General features: G+C 70.6%; 12 protein-coding genes. 3 read left to right on the top strand and 9 right to left on the bottom strand.

Annotation, left to right across the window (positions count from 1 at the left end; all coding sequences use genetic code 11):
• The first annotated feature begins 14 nt into the window (after positions 1–14).
• Positions 15–1,049, top strand: coding sequence for an ABC transporter ATP-binding protein (locus tag ACIBU0_RS27065; RefSeq protein WP_398823158.1), 1,035 nt, complete (start codon positions 15–17; stop codon positions 1,047–1,049).
• Positions 1,050–1,151: 102 nt separating this feature from the next.
• On the opposite strand, the gene ACIBU0_RS27060 is transcribed toward ACIBU0_RS27065, so the two are convergent.
• The 7 genes from ACIBU0_RS27060 to ACIBU0_RS27030 form a co-directional block, all read right to left on the bottom strand.
• Positions 1,152–1,808, bottom strand: a complete 657-nt coding sequence (locus ACIBU0_RS27060) for an LAETG motif-containing sortase-dependent surface protein (RefSeq protein ID WP_398823155.1) — start codon at positions 1,806–1,808, stop codon at positions 1,152–1,154.
• Positions 1,809–1,989: 181 nt separating this feature from the next.
• Positions 1,990–3,111 carry an LOG family protein gene (locus tag ACIBU0_RS27055; RefSeq protein ID WP_398823152.1) on the bottom strand — a complete coding sequence of 374 codons (1,122 nt, stop codon included), beginning with the start codon at positions 3,109–3,111 and terminating at the stop codon, positions 1,990–1,992.
• Positions 3,112–3,300: 189 nt separating this feature from the next.
• Positions 3,301–3,720 carry a VOC family protein gene (locus tag ACIBU0_RS27050; protein WP_398823149.1) on the bottom strand — a complete coding sequence of 140 codons (420 nt, stop codon included), beginning with the start codon at positions 3,718–3,720 and terminating at the stop codon, positions 3,301–3,303.
• Positions 3,721–3,840: 120 nt separating this feature from the next.
• Complete coding sequence (locus ACIBU0_RS27045) at positions 3,841–5,310, bottom strand: hypothetical protein (protein ID WP_398823146.1); 1,470 nt, start codon at positions 5,308–5,310, stop codon at positions 3,841–3,843.
• Positions 5,292–6,032 (bottom strand): ABC transporter ATP-binding protein, encoded by a 741-nt coding sequence (locus ACIBU0_RS27040; protein ID WP_398823144.1) that lies wholly within the window; start codon positions 6,030–6,032, stop codon positions 5,292–5,294. The genes ACIBU0_RS27045 and ACIBU0_RS27040 overlap by 19 nt, the downstream gene beginning before the upstream one ends.
• Before the next feature lie 224 nt (positions 6,033–6,256).
• Positions 6,257–7,630: an aspartate aminotransferase family protein gene (locus tag ACIBU0_RS27035; RefSeq protein WP_398823141.1), complete on the bottom strand. Its 1,374-nt coding sequence runs from the start codon at positions 7,628–7,630 to the stop codon at positions 6,257–6,259.
• Between the two features lie 19 nt (positions 7,631–7,649).
• A complete protein-coding gene (locus ACIBU0_RS27030) occupies positions 7,650–8,165 on the bottom strand; it encodes an Lrp/AsnC family transcriptional regulator (protein WP_398823138.1) in 516 nt (171 codons plus the stop codon).
• 168 nt (positions 8,166–8,333) lie between these two features.
• Between ACIBU0_RS27030 and ACIBU0_RS27025 the strand changes: the two genes are divergently transcribed.
• Together ACIBU0_RS27025 and ACIBU0_RS27020 are read left to right on the top strand one after the other, a co-directional pair.
• Complete coding sequence (locus ACIBU0_RS27025; protein ID WP_398823135.1) at positions 8,334–9,773, top strand: gamma-aminobutyraldehyde dehydrogenase; 1,440 nt, start codon at positions 8,334–8,336, stop codon at positions 9,771–9,773.
• A gap of 79 nt (positions 9,774–9,852) precedes the next feature.
• A complete protein-coding gene (locus ACIBU0_RS27020; RefSeq protein WP_398823132.1) occupies positions 9,853–11,001 on the top strand; it encodes a spermidine/putrescine ABC transporter substrate-binding protein in 1,149 nt (382 codons plus the stop codon).
• A 6-nt stretch (positions 11,002–11,007) separates the two neighbouring features.
• On the opposite strand, the gene ACIBU0_RS27015 is transcribed toward ACIBU0_RS27020, so the two are convergent.
• Both ACIBU0_RS27015 and ACIBU0_RS27010 read right to left on the bottom strand, forming a co-directional pair.
• Positions 11,008–12,012: a substrate-binding domain-containing protein gene (locus tag ACIBU0_RS27015; protein WP_398823129.1), complete on the bottom strand. Its 1,005-nt coding sequence runs from the start codon at positions 12,010–12,012 to the stop codon at positions 11,008–11,010.
• A 188-nt stretch (positions 12,013–12,200) separates the two neighbouring features.
• Positions 12,201–13,556: a diacylglycerol/lipid kinase family protein gene (locus ACIBU0_RS27010; protein WP_398823125.1), complete on the bottom strand. Its 1,356-nt coding sequence runs from the start codon at positions 13,554–13,556 to the stop codon at positions 12,201–12,203.
• Between the last annotated feature and the right edge of the window lie 44 nt (positions 13,557–13,600).

Below are 13,600 nucleotides of genomic sequence, written 5' to 3'. Positions count from 1 at the left end.
CGAGTATGCCGAGTATGTCGAGTGTCCAGAGTTTGCTGAGTCTTGAGCGCGCGACCGTACGGTTCGGCGGGCGGGCCGTGCTGGACGGCGTCGATCTCGATGTCGCCGAGCACGAGATCGTGTGCGTGCTCGGACCGAGCGGCAGCGGCAAGTCGACGTTGCTGCGGGCGGTGGCCGGGCTGCAACCCCTCGACGGCGGGCGGGTGGTGCTCGACGGACGGGACCAGACGGCCGTACCCGCACACAAGCGTGGGGTCGGGCTGATGTTCCAGGACCACCAGCTGTTCCCGCAGCGGGACGTCGGCGGCAATGTGGCCTTCGGGACGCGGATGCACGGTGCCTCGAAGGATGAACAGCACGAGCGCGTACGGGAGTTGCTCGACCTGGTCGGGCTGCCGGGGGCCGCACGTCGTGCCGTCGCCTCCCTGTCCGGCGGGGAGCAGCAGCGGGTGGCGCTGGCCCGTGCGCTCGCGCCCCGGCCGCGGCTGCTGATGCTGGACGAGCCGCTGGGGCAACTCGACCGCTCGCTGCGGGAGCGGCTCGTGGTCGAACTCCGGGAGCTGTTCGGGCAGTTGGGTACGACCGTGCTGGCCGTGACGCACGACCAGGGGGAGGCCTTCGCGCTGGCCGACCGGGTCGTGGTGATGCGGGACGGGCGGATCGCGCAGACGGGGACGCCGCTGCAGGTGTGGCAGCGGCCGGCGGACGCGTTCGTGGCGCGCTTCCTCGGGTTCGACAACGTGGTCGAGGGCACGGTCGTGGGGGAGGCCGCGGACACGCCCTGGGGCAAGCTGCCGGTCGGCGAGGCTGCGGCGCAGGGCACGCGGACGCTGCTCGTACGGCCGGCCGGGGTGCGGCTCGTGGCCGCCGACGCGGGACTGCGGTGCACGGTCGCGGCGCGGACGTTCAAGGGCACCCACGTCGCCGTGCACCTCCAGCCGGAGGACGCGCCCCGTTTGGAGGCGGCGTGCGCGCTGCGGGATGCGCCTGGGGTCGGGGACGTGGTCGGGGTGGAGTTCGACGCTGCTGAGGTTGTCGTGCTCGGTTGATCGGCCGGTCGTGGGGTGAGCGGGGTTGCGTCGGCCGGACATGCCACGGCCCGCCCCCCGGAGAACGGGGACGGGCCGCGGCGGTGTTGCTGTGCGGGTGTGTCAGCTGTCGCTGCTCGCCCCGCGTCGGCGCAGGCCGAAGAAGACCGCGCCGCCGCCGATCGCGACCAGGGCGACCGCGATGCCGGCGATCAGGCCGGTGTTGGAGCTGGCACCGGTCTCGGCGAGGTTGGAGTCACCGGCGGCCGGGGACGGAGCGTTGCTCTCGGTGTCCGCAGGAGGGGTGCTCTCGCTCTCCGACGGCGTCGGGGTCGGCGTGCCGGTCTCCTCGGCCGGGGTCGAGGCGGAGTCCGACGGGGTCGGGACCGGAGCCGGCGGCTCCTCCTCTTCCTTCTTGCAGGCCGTGGACGGCGTCGTCAGGTTCGGCTTGATGTCCTCGTCGACATAGCCGGCGGCCTTGATGTGGACGCGGTACTCCGCGTCCGGCTTCCAGTTCTCGTCGAAGGTGATGGTGACACCCTCGCGTGAACCCTTGACCACCTGCTCGCCGACCTTCTTCAGGTCGGCGCCGTTGTTCTGCAGGAAGACGGTGACGGTCGCCGGGACACCGCTGGGGTCCACGTCGGTGACGGTGATGACGCCCTTGTCGCCGTCGCACTTGGCTTCGGCGGAGAATTCACTGATGTTGCAGGCGAGCGCGTTGCCCGCGAGACCGAGAGCGAGCGCGGCCGAGGCGGAGGCAACACCCAGAGCGCGCACGGAACGCGCGACAGTACGGCGGTTTATGGACACGTTTGTCCTTACGAGTTGCACCACTGAGGGGGGTTGAACGGAGTCGGTGATGCGACATCACCGTCCCCACGAGTCTCACAGGTTTATAAGCGTGACATAAGCAGTGTCAACGTGTAGGCACCCTACAGCCGTTGGCTTTGCCCTCTTATTAACCGCCGAGACGTTTCAACGCCTCCGGAGCCTCCTCGATCCGGTCAACGAGGGCGATACGGGACTCCATCGAGCGGTCCCGCGCGAGCGACTGGAGCAGAGGCCAGGTCGGCAACTTCTGCGTCCAGTGCGTGCGGTCGACCAGGACCATCGGGGTGGGCTCACCGCGCGACTCGTAGTAGTTCGGCGTCGCGTTGTCGAAGATCTCCTGTACGGTGCCGGCGGCGCCCGGCAGGAAGACGACACCCGCGTTCGAGCGGGCCAGAAGTCCGTCCTCGCGGGTGGCGTTGGCGAAGTACTTGGCGATGTGGGAGGCGAAGGGGTTCGGCGGCTCGTGGCCGTAGAACCAGGTCGGGATGCCGACGGAGCGGCCGCCCTTCGGCCAGCGGCCGCGCACCTCGAAGGCGGCCGTCGCCCACTCGGTGATCGAGGGGGTGAACCCGGGTGCCTTCGCCAGGAGTTGCAACGCGTCGGCGAGCATCTCGTCGTCGTACGGGGCGGCGTACGCCCCGAGGTTCGCCGCCTCCATCGCACCCGGTCCGCCGCCGGTGGCGACCGTGAAGCCCGCGCGGGCCAGCTCCCGGCCGAGCCGCGCTGCACCCTCGTACGCCTGAGTGCCGCGGCGCATCGCGTGGCCGCCCATGACGCCCACCACCCGGGCGCCGGCGAGGAGTTCGTCGAGGGCGTCGGAGACGGAGTCGTCGTGGACCGCGCGGAGCATGGAGGCGTAGATGTCGCCGTCCGCCTTGGTCTGCTGGAACCACGCGTACGCGCGCGCGTCGGGTGTGGCCTCGTAGCCGTCCACCAGTGACGCGAAGAGCTCGTCGGGGGAGTAGACCAGGCCGCGGTACGGGTCGAAGGGCAGGCCCGGGACCGGTGGGAAGACCAGGGCGCCGTCGGTACGGATCTTCGCGGCCGCTTCCTCGCGCATCGGGCAGCCGAGGAAGACGGCGCCCGCCGTGTCCGTGGTGAGCAGTTCGCGCGTACGGTCCGTCAGGTCGACGGCCTGGACCCGGAATCCGGCCAGGGTGCCGCGTGCCGAGACGGTCGCGTCGAACTCCTCCAGCGTCTCTATCTCACGGTCGTTGTGGTGGGCCGCATGGGCGGGCATCGTCTGCACCCGCCCATGCTAGGCACTCCGTTGGTGGTGCCGCGCTGTGCCGTCTTTCGTCTGCGGCTCCGTCGTGGCTGGTCGCGCCCACGCGGCGGAGCCGCATATCGACACAGCCCCGCGCCCCGTGGGGACGCTGCCGAACCGCAGTCGACTTCGCCAGGCCCCTCGGGCACCGTGCACGCGGTGGCGGAACCCTCAGCCCTCGATGGCCGACGGGTCCATCCACACGACCTCCCAGGTGTGGCCGTCGAGGTCGTCGAAGCCGCGGCCGTACATGAAGCCCATGTCCTGGACCCTGGGCGAGGCGGTACCGCCGGCGGCGACGGCCTTCTCGACCAGTTCGTCGACCTTCTCGCGGCTCTCGGCGCTCAGACAGACCAGCACCTCGCTGGTCTTCGCGGCGTCCGCGATCTCCTTGTCGGTGAAGGTCGCGTAGAACGGCTTGGTGAGCAGCATCGCGACGATGGTGTCGCTGATCACGACGGAGGCCGCGTTCTCGTTGCTGAACTGCGGGTTGATCGAGTAACCGAGCTCCGTGAAGAACTTCTTCGAGGCGTCGAGGTCGTTCACGGGCAGGTTCACGAAGATCATCTGCTGGTACGTGGGCGCGGTCATCGGGGTCTCTCCCATCGGGTTCGCTGCTGTTCGGTGGGGTAGACCGGGGTGCCGCGCGGAACTCATCGCCGCGTGGAGATTTTTTTCTCCGGGGTTTTCGGCGGGGGCTGCTAGAGGGCCTCAACGGGCCAGGGGCAGTGCCGCCAGCTCGGCCACGATGAGGGTGAGCGGACCGAAGAAGGCCACCAGGACGCCGGCGCGCAGCGCCGCCGCGCTGCGCAGGATCGAGGTGGGTGCGCCGAGGCGGAGCAGTGCGCCCGTGGTCTCGGAGCGGGCCTGCTTGGACTCCACGGCGGCCGTGAGGAGGGTGGCCGTCGTGCAGCCGGTGACCAAGGTGACGCCGACCGTGGTGAGGGGGCCGAAGGCGGAGGTGGCGGCGAGGGCGGAGAGGGTCGCCATGGCGTACGCGCCGGAGATCGCGGCGCACATGATGCCGAGGGGGCGGCCGATGCGGACGGCTTCCGCCATGAGTACGCGGCCTGCCAGGAGGCGGAGCGCTCCGGGGCGGGCGGACTGCAGGAGGCGGCCGCAGAAGTGGGTGAGTCCGGGGGCGGACAGGGTGAGACCGAGGGCGGTGAGCAGCCAGCCGGTCAGGACGCCCGCCGGGCCGGTGGGGAGGGCGGCGGGCATGGCGAGGGCGGTGCCGTTCGCTGCGCGGACGGCGTAGGCCTCCACGGTCAGGCCTGCGGCGATCACTGTGATGCCCCAGGGGAGGCCGGTGGGGGGTTTGCGCGGGGCCGCGGGGAGAACGACGTACGGGTCGGTGGCGGGGTCGGCCGCTGCTTCGGTCCCGTCCGTCGTCGCGTCGCCCGGGGCTGGAGCCGGCGTCGGGGTTGGGTCGCCTACCCGCGCCTGCGGGGTGACGTCTCTCTGCGGGCCGGGAGCCGCCCCGGCGGCACGACTGCCCGCAGACGGCGCGGCGGGAGTGCCGTCGCCGCCCGCCGCAGAGCCGCCTCGCCCGCCCCGCCGCAAGTGCGCCCCGAACCTGCCGTACGTCCCGAACGTCTCCCGTGCCAGTGATCTGCCGTGCCCGCCGAAGCGGCCGTACGTCCGTCTCACGGCCCTTGTCTCGGCGTGCTGCTCCTTCGGGCGCAGGGCCCAGGCCACCGTCACCGACGCGATCACCGGTACCACGCTCAGCAGGGTCAGCGTGGCCGGGAGGGGCAGGGAGGTGTCCGCGGCGAGGAACTCCGCGGCTGCGCCGTCGAAGGGCATGCCGGTCAGGTCGCCGCGGAGGTGGAGGAAGAACAGCAGGGCCGCCGTCGAGCCGAGGGTGCAGGACAGGGCCGTGGTCGTCGCGGAGACGGCCATCAGGTGGAGCGGGCCCAGGCCGATCGCCGAGAGGCCGGGGCGGGGTCTGGTGCCGGGGTCCGTGCGGGCGACGGCCACCGCGAAGTGGACCGTGGCGGCCAGCGGGGGCGCGCACCAGGCCAGGCGCAGGAGGGACGCGCCGGGGGAGTCCGGGTGGGCCAGGGCGTAGCCCAGCGCGCACAGGAGCAGAAAGCCCGTGCCCGCGGACGCCGTCGCCACCAGGAGGCGGCGCAGCTGTACGGCCGCTCGGGCGCCGCGCGTCAGACGGAGAGCGAGCACGCGGCCCGGCCTTCCGTCTCACCGACCGGGGGCAGATGCACCGTGTTCACGCGCCGCCCGTCCAGGAGCGTGACCCTGCGGTCGGCGAGGGGCGCCGCGTCCGCGTCGTAGGTGGCCAGGACGACCGTGATGCCGTGCGAGCGGGCCGCCGTCGTCAGGGTGCGCAGCACCTGTGTGCGGTCGGTGCGGTGCAGGGGCGCCGTCGGCTCGTCGGCGAACAGGATCGTGGGCGAGGGGGCCAGGGCCCGGGCGATGCAGACGCGCTGGCGTTCGGCCTGGACCAGCTGGTGCGGGCGCTTGCGGGCCACCTCGCCGACGTCCAGGCGCTCCAGCCACTCCAGCGCGGCCGTCTTGGCCCGCCGGCGGCTGGTGCCGCGCAGCATCAGGGGCAGGGCGGCGTTCTCCCAGACGTTCAGTTCGGGGACGAGGGTCGGGACCGGGTCGATCCAGCTGAAGCGGTCGCGACGGAGCCGCTCGCGGGCCATCGGGAGCATCTTGTGCACGGGAACGCTGTTGAACCAGACCTCGCCGCGCCGCACCGGAAGCAGGCCGGACAGACACTGCAGCAGAGTCGTCTTGCCGCTGCCGCGCGGGCCGATGACGGCGATGACCTCGCCCTCCTGGACACCGAGCGAGACGCCGCTGAGCGCGGGTGAGCCGTCGTTGTGCGTGAAGTGCAGGGCGCGCGCCCAGAGCACGTCGTTGTCCGGCGGGGCCACCATGACGTACACCTCGCTTCTGATCCGTTTCCCGTACCTGATCCCCCGTGCGGGGGAACGAAGGCTCGGCCGATCGGTCACAGGCACGCTAGGCAGCCGTCACCCGGACCCCGGACAGCACACGGCCCCGGGCCGCCGTTTCTCACTCGAACGGGCGGCACCGGGGCCGGTGTTGATCATCCAGACGGAAGATCAACTTCCGCTGGGCAATCCGGTTAATCCGGGGGTCACAGCTTGGTCCACGCCTCCGACAGCGTCGCGCGCAGGATCTGCTCGATCTCGTCGAACGTCTCCTGGTTGGAGATCAGCGGCGGCGCGAGCTGGACGACCGGGTCGCCGCGGTCGTCGGCGCGGCAGTACAGGCCGTTCTCGTACAGCTTCTTGGAGAGGAAGCCGTACAGGACGCGCTCGGTCTCCTCGGCGTTGAAGGACTCCTTCGTCGCCTTGTCCTTCACGAGCTCGATGCCGTAGAAGAAGCCGTTGCCGCGGACGTCGCCGACGATCGGAAGGTCGTACAGCTTCTCCAGGGTGGCGCGGAAGGCGCCCTCGTTGTCGAGGACGTGCTGGTTGAGGCCCTCGCGCTCGAACAGGTCGAGGTTGGCGCAGCCCACGGCCGCGGAGACCGGGTGGCCGCCGAAGGTGTAGCCGTGCAGGAAGGTGTTGTCGCCCTTGTAGAACGGCTCGGCGAGGCGGTCGGAGATGATGCAGGCGCCGATCGGGGAGTAGCCCGAGGTCATGCCCTTGGCGCAGGTGATCATGTCCGGGACGTAGCCGAACTTGTCACAGGCGAACATCGTGCCCAGGCGGCCGAAGGCGCAGATGACCTCGTCGGAGACCAGGAGTACGTCGTACTGGTCGCAGATCTCGCGCACGCGCTGGAAGTAGCCGGGCGGGGGCGGGAAGCAGCCGCCCGCGTTCTGCACGGGCTCCAGGAAGACCGCGGCGACCGTGTCCGGGCCCTCGAAGAGGATCTGCTGCTCGATCTGGTCGGCGGCCCAGCGGCCGAAGGCCTCCGGGTCGTCGCCGAAGATCGGGGCACGGTAGATGTTGGTGTTCGGGACCTTGTGCGCGCCGGGGACCAGCGGCTCGAAGGGGGCCTTCAGGCCCGGCAGGCCGGTGATGGACAGGGCGCCCTGCGGGGTGCCGTGGTAGGCGACGGCACGCGAGATGACCTTGTGCTTGGTGGGCTTGCCGACCAGCTTGAAGTACTGCTTGGCGAGCTTCCAGGCGGTCTCCACCGCCTCACCGCCGCCCGTGGTGAAGAAGACCTTGTTGAGGTCGCCCGGCGCGTAGTCCGCGAGCCGGTCGGCGAGCTCGATCGCCTTCGGGTGGGCGTAGGACCAGACCGGGAAGAACGCCAGCTCCTGCGCCTGCTTGAAGGCGGTCTCGGCCAGCTCCACGCGGCCGTGACCGGCCTGGACCACGAACAGACCGGCGAGGCCGTCGAGGTAGCGCTTGCCCTTGTCGTCGTAGATGTAGGTGCCCTCGCCCCGGACGATGGTGGGCACGGGTGCCTTCTCGTACGAGGACATGCGCGTGAAGTGCATCCACAGGTGGTCGTACGCGGTCCTGCTGAGGTCCTGAGGGGTGTCGGTGCTCACGGTTATCGGGTCCTCACGGTTATCGGGTTCCCCACATGTAGGTCTGCTTCTTGAGCTTGAGGTAGACGAAGCTCTCGGTGGAGCGCACTCCGGGCACGGCCCGGATGCGTTTGTTGATGACCTCCAGGAGGTGGTCGTCGTCCTCGCAGACGATCTCCACCATCAGGTCGAAGGACCCCGCGGTCATCACCACGTACTCGCACTCGGACATGGCGGTCAGCGCGTCGGCCACGGACTCCACGTCGCCCTCGACGTTGACCCCGACCATCGCCTGGCGCCGGAAACCCACGGTGAGCGGGTCCGTGACGGCGACGATCTGCATCACGCCCTGGTCGAGCAGCTTCTGGACGCGCTGGCGCACGGCCGCCTCGGACAGGCCCACGGCCTTGCCGATCGCGGCGTACGGCCGACGGCCGTCCTCCTGAAGTTGTTCGATGATGGCGAGGGAGACGGCGTCCAGCTGGGGACCGCCGTTCCTGGACTCGCGGGAGTCCCTGTGCTCTGCGCTTCGACTGGCCACGACGTCACTGTGCACGACGTCCTGATAGTTCCGCAAGGCCGTATCGATGAAATCCGTTGTTTATGAGGCTGAGACTTGCGGATTTCGCAGAAGTGGCGGGAGTAGGGGTGTTGAAAACGTGGGCAGGCCGATTAGGGTGGGTGTCTCAGAGAATGGACAGCTCGACCTGACAGGAGGCCGGCAGTGAGCACCGAGCTGCGTCGTCTGCGCAACTACATCGACGGTGAGTTCCGGGACGCCGCCGACGGACGGACCACCGAGGTGGTCAACCCCGCGACGGGCGAGGCGTACGCGACCGCGCCGCTGTCGGGGCAGGCGGACGTCGACGCCGCGATGGAGGCCGCCGCGCGGGCCTTCCCCGGCTGGCGTGACACGACCCCCGCTGAGCGCCAGAAGGCGCTGCTGAAGATCGCGGACGCGTTCGAGGAGCGGGCCGAGGAACTCATCGCCGCCGAGGTGGAGAACACCGGCAAGCCGGTCGGGCTCACCCGGTCGGAGGAGATCCCGCCGATGGTGGACCAGATCCGCTTCTTCGCGGGCGCGGCGCGGATGCTGGAGGGCCGCTCGGCCGGTGAGTACATGGAGGGGATGACCTCGATCATCCGCCGTGAGCCGGTCGGCGTCTGCGCGCAGGTCGCGCCCTGGAACTACCCGATGATGATGGCCGTGTGGAAGTTCGCCCCGGCGATCGCGGCGGGCAACACGGTCGTACTGAAGCCGTCGGACACGACGCCCGCGTCGACGGTCCTGATGGCCGACATCATCGGCTCGATCCTGCCCAAGGGCGTCTTCAACGTCATCACCGGTGACCGGGAGACCGGCCGCCTGATGGTCGAGCACCCGATCCCGGCGATGGCCTCCATCACCGGTTCGGTGCGCGCGGGCATGTCGGTCGCCGAGTCCGCGTCCAAGGACCTCAAGCGGGTCCACCTGGAGCTGGGCGGCAAGGCGCCGGTCGTCGTCTTCGAGGACACCGACATCGCCAAGGCCGTCGAGGACATCTCGGTCGCGGGCTTCTTCAACGCCGGGCAGGACTGTACGGCCGCCTGCCGCGTCCTCGTCCACGAGGCCATCCACGACGAGTTCGTCGCCGCGCTCGCCAAGGCCGCCGCCGACACGAAGACGGGGCAGCCGGACGACGAGGACGTCCTCTTCGGCCCGCTCAACAACCCCAACCAGCTCAAGCAGGTCGAGGGCTTCATCGAGCGGCTGCCGGCGCACGCGCGCGTGGAGGCCGGTGGCAAGCGGGTCGGCGACAAGGGCTACTTCTTCGCGCCGACCGTCGTCTCCGGCGTCAAGCAGGACGACGAGATCATCCAGAAGGAGGTCTTCGGACCGGTCATCACCGTGCAGTCCTTCTCCGACGAGGCGCAGGCCGTCGAGTGGGCGAACGGGGTGGAGTACGCGCTCGCCTCGTCGGTGTGGACGAAGGACCACTCGCGGGCGATGCGGATGTCCAAGGCGCTGGACTTCGGGTGCGTGTGGATCAACACGCACATTCCGCTGGTCGCGGAGATGCCGCACGGCGGGTTCAAGAAGTCCGGGTACGGCAAGGACCTTTCGGCGTACGGGTTCGATGACTACACGCGGATCAAGCACGTGATGACATCGCTGGATGCCTAGGTCGCATGTCGGCCGCGGGCGCGTGGGGGTTGTTCGCGCAGTCCCCCGCGCCCCTCGGGGTGCGCCGTCCCGCCGGACGTTGTTACGCACCCTCGGCACGGGCGCCCTGCTGGGCGGGCTCGCCGGCTGCGGTGTGCCCGCCGCCTACGTGCCGCCCGGCGAGCGGGCCGCCGCCGATCTGTCCGCCGCCGAAAAGCGGCTCACCTGGGCCAACTGGCCGCTGTATATCGACACCGACGACTCCGACGAGACCCGGCGGCCGACGCTGGAGGCCTTCGAGGAGCGCACCGGCATCTCCGTCGAGTACGTCGAGGAGATCAACGACAACGACGAGTTCTTCGGCAAGATCAGCCCCGCCCTGATGAACCATCAGCGCACCGGTCGCGACCTCATCGTCATCAGCGACTGGATGTGCGCCCGGTTCGTACGGCTGGGCTGGGTGCAGGAGATGGACCGGGCGCGGCAGCCGAACGTGGCCGAGTACCTGGATCCCCTGCTGCGTTCACCGGCGTTCGACCCGGGGCGGAAGTTCACCGTGCCGTGGCAGTCCGGCATCACCGGCATCGCGTACAACCGCCGCAGGCTCGGCCGTGAGATACGCCGCGTGTCCGAGCTGTGGGCCGGCGACCTGAAGGGCCGGGTGACGCTGCTCTCCGGGCTGGACGAGGCCTTCGCCCTGCTCATGCAGGGCAACGGCGTCGACATCACCCGGTGGACCGCGGACGACTTCCACACCGTCTGCGACCAGGTCGAACGGCAGGTCCGCAAGGGCCAGATCCGCCGCTTCACCGGCAACGACTACATCAAGGACCTGTCGAGCGGCGACGTACTGGCCTGCCAGGCGTACTCGGGCGACGTCATCCAGCTCCAGGCCGACGACCCCGACATCCGCTTCGTCGTCCCCGAGGAGGGCGCCGAGCTCTGGTCGGAGTCCCTGATGGTCCCCGACCTGGCCCGCCACAAGACCAACGCCGAGCGGCTGATCGACTACTACTACGAGCCCGAGGTCGCCGCCGAACTGGCCGCCTGGGTCAACTACGTCTGCCCGGTCCCGGCCGCCCAGGACGTGCTCGCCTCCTCCGACGACGAGGAGACGGCCGCCCTGGCCGAGGACCCGCTGATCTTCCCGGACGCGGCGATGCGGAGGCGGTTGGCGATCGCACGGGACATCACGGCCGGGGAGCGGGTGGAGTTCGCGAAGCGGTGGAATGCGATCGCGGGGTTGTAGTCGTGCTCACCGGGTTCCCTTCGCGGCGAATTCGGCGACGGCGTCGACGTTGTCCTTGGTGATGAAGGCGGGGCCGGTGAGGACGGGGGCGGTGCCGCCGCCGCTGAAGTTGCCGTTGGTCCTGTACAGCCACAGGGAGTCCACGGCGAGGTAGCCCTGGAGGTAGGGCTGCTGGTCGACGGCGAACTCGACCTTGCCGTCCTGGACGGCGGTGACGAGTTCCTTGTTGAGGTCGAAGGTGGCGACCTCGGCCTTGCCGGCGGCGTCGGCGGCGGACTGGACGGCGGTCAGGGCGAAGGGGGCGCCGAGGGTGACGACCTGGTCGATGCTGGGGTCCTGCTGGAGCTTGGCGGTGATGGTGGACTTCACCGAGGGCATGTCGGTGCCGTTGACGTAGAGGTTGTCGGTGGTGCCCTTGAAGCCCTTCTTCACGCCGGCGCAGCGGGCTTCGAGGGCGACGTGGCCCTGTTCCTGGATGACGCACAGGGCGTGCTTGGCGCCGGTGGCGTTGAGCTTTTCGCCGAAGGCCTGGCCGGCGAGGTTCTCGTCCTGGCCGAAGTATTCGAGCATGCCGAGGTCCTTCCAGTCGTCGAGGCCGGCGTTGAAGCCGACGACGGGGATGCCGGCGGTCCTGGCCTTGGCGATGACGGCCTTCATGGCGGAGGGTTTGGCGGCGGTCAGGGCGATGCCGTCGACCTTCTGGTCGATGGCGTTCTGGACGAGGTTGGCCTGGTTGCCGGCGCTCGGGTCGGCGGAGTAGACGAGTTTGATGTTGTCCTTGGCGGCGGCGGCTTCGGCGCCCTTGCGGATGAGGTCCCAGAAGGTGTCGCCGGGGGCGGCGTGGGTGATCATGGCCACGGTCATGCGAGGTGTGGTGGCCTTTCCGGCGGCGGCGCCGGTGGTGTCGTCCTCGGACTTCTTGCCGCCGGAGCTGCTGGAGCAGCCGGTGGCGAACAGGGCGCCGGCCAGCACCGTGGCGGTCAGAGCGGCGGCTCGGTGGTGTCTGTGCATGTCCCTTGCACCTCACTGTGCTGATCAGGGGGGAATGGGCCGTGCGGCCCGGACGAAGGCACTCACGCGGCGGTGCTGCCCGGAGGTGACTAGAGCGCGTTACTAGCGCGCTCTAGTTGCCCGTACTATTGAACGCCCCCCGAGTGATGTCAATAGGTTTGTCAGGACGTATCGACAAGCTGGTGGCCTCAGCTGAAGGGACCCCTCCGGTGCACCGCCGCCGTGCGCCCCACCGTCGCCGCCAGCTTGCGCAACCGGCGCCAGTCAAGGCGTGGCGCGCGCTGCGGGACGCCGGGGCGCTTGCGCGGGACGCGGACGCGCAGGGCGCCCGGGGTGATGCGGCAGTGGACCGGCGTGGGGAGCACGAGGGCCTCGCCGTCCATGCCCGCCTCGATCTCGGCGCGGTCGGCCTCGATGATCACCTCGGTCGCGGTGAGGATGGTGAGGCCGTCCGGCGCCGGGTCGAGGAGCAGCGCCGCGGCCTCGGCCGCGCTGTCCACCCTGATGCCGAGGACGCCGAGGACGGCGGCGTCGAGGCGGTCGCGGCGGCCCAGCCCGAACGGGTCGTCGGTGCGGTAGGGGTTGTTGCTGACCAGCACGGCGTGCGGGGCGTCGAGCGTCGTGCCCGCCGCCCGGGCGGTCAGCCGCGGACCCTGCTGCCGGGTGAGCAGGTCGGGCAGCAGCTCCAGGCTGGTGCCGATCTTGTCGGTGCGGTAGCCGGGGCTCTGCACGATGGCCGCGTACGCCCCGAAGGAGGCGTTGTTGACGAAGGGCCGGCCGTTCGCGAAGCCGAGGTCGACGCGCAGCTCCACGCCGTCGGTGAGCGCGTCGAGGCACGCGGCGGGGTCGTCGCGGTCGAGGCCGAGGTCCATGGCGAAGTGGTTGCGGGTGCCCGCGCTGATCACCAGGAACGGGATGTCGTACGCGGCGGCGACGGCCGCGACCAGCGCCTGGGTGCCGTCCCCGCCCGCGACGCCCAGCAGGTCCGCGCCGTCCGCCACGGCCTTGCGGGCCAGGGCGGTGACGTCCTGGTGCTCGTCGGGGTCGAGGAGGACGACCTGGGCGCCGAGCCGTTCGGCCTTCTCCTTGAGCGCGAAGCGTTCCACCTTCCCGTCGCCGGAGCGCGGGTTCATGATCAGCACCGCCCGCCGCGGCGGCGCCGCCTTGCGCTCCCGCATCACCCGCACCCGCGCGCTCCCCGTGCCCCGCAGCGCGTACCGGCCGCTCCAGACGGCCACCGTCCACAGCGCCACGGACGCCAGCAGCGCCCAGAAGAGGGTGGCCGCGAACAGGGCGACGAGCGCCGCCGGCACCGCCACGGCCACCGTGGCCGCCGCCCAGCGCAGCGGGCCGCGCAGGGTCAGCGTCCACCACACCGCCACCGCGCTGAGCCCCAGCCCCGCGACCCCGGCCACCAGCAGCAGGACGCCGCCGACCCCGCCGTAGGCGAGCGGCACGAGCACCGCGAGCCCCGCCGCGGCCAACGCCGTCCGCGCCGCCCACCGCTGGGCCCGGTAGGCCCGCGCGCTCAAGTCCAAGGCCATGACTCCTCCGTTCGCCGCGGACATCGTAGGGCGGGTAGGTGACG

Origin of the sequence: Streptomyces sp. NPDC049627, assembly GCF_044465645.1 — a bacterium.
GTDB lineage: Bacteria > Actinomycetota > Actinomycetes > Streptomycetales > Streptomycetaceae > Streptomyces.
This window is presented reverse-complemented; position numbering and strand designations above follow the sequence as displayed.

Excerpts from the sequence above, each read along its gene's own strand:
- ACIBU0_RS27065 (WP_398823158.1), top strand. The coding sequence starts at position 15 with ATGTCGAGTGTCCAGAGTTTGCTGAGTCTTGAGCGCGCGACCGTACGG.
- ACIBU0_RS27050 (WP_398823149.1), bottom strand. The coding sequence starts at position 3,720 with ATGACCGCGCCCACGTACCAGCAGATGATCTTCGTGAACCTGCCCGTG.
- ACIBU0_RS27040 (WP_398823144.1), bottom strand. The coding sequence starts at position 6,032 with ATGGTGGCCCCGCCGGACAACGACGTGCTCTGGGCGCGCGCCCTGCAC.
- ACIBU0_RS27015 (WP_398823129.1), bottom strand. The coding sequence starts at position 12,012 with ATGCACAGACACCACCGAGCCGCCGCTCTGACCGCCACGGTGCTGGCC.
- ACIBU0_RS27010 (WP_398823125.1), bottom strand. The coding sequence starts at position 13,556 with ATGGCCTTGGACTTGAGCGCGCGGGCCTACCGGGCCCAGCGGTGGGCG.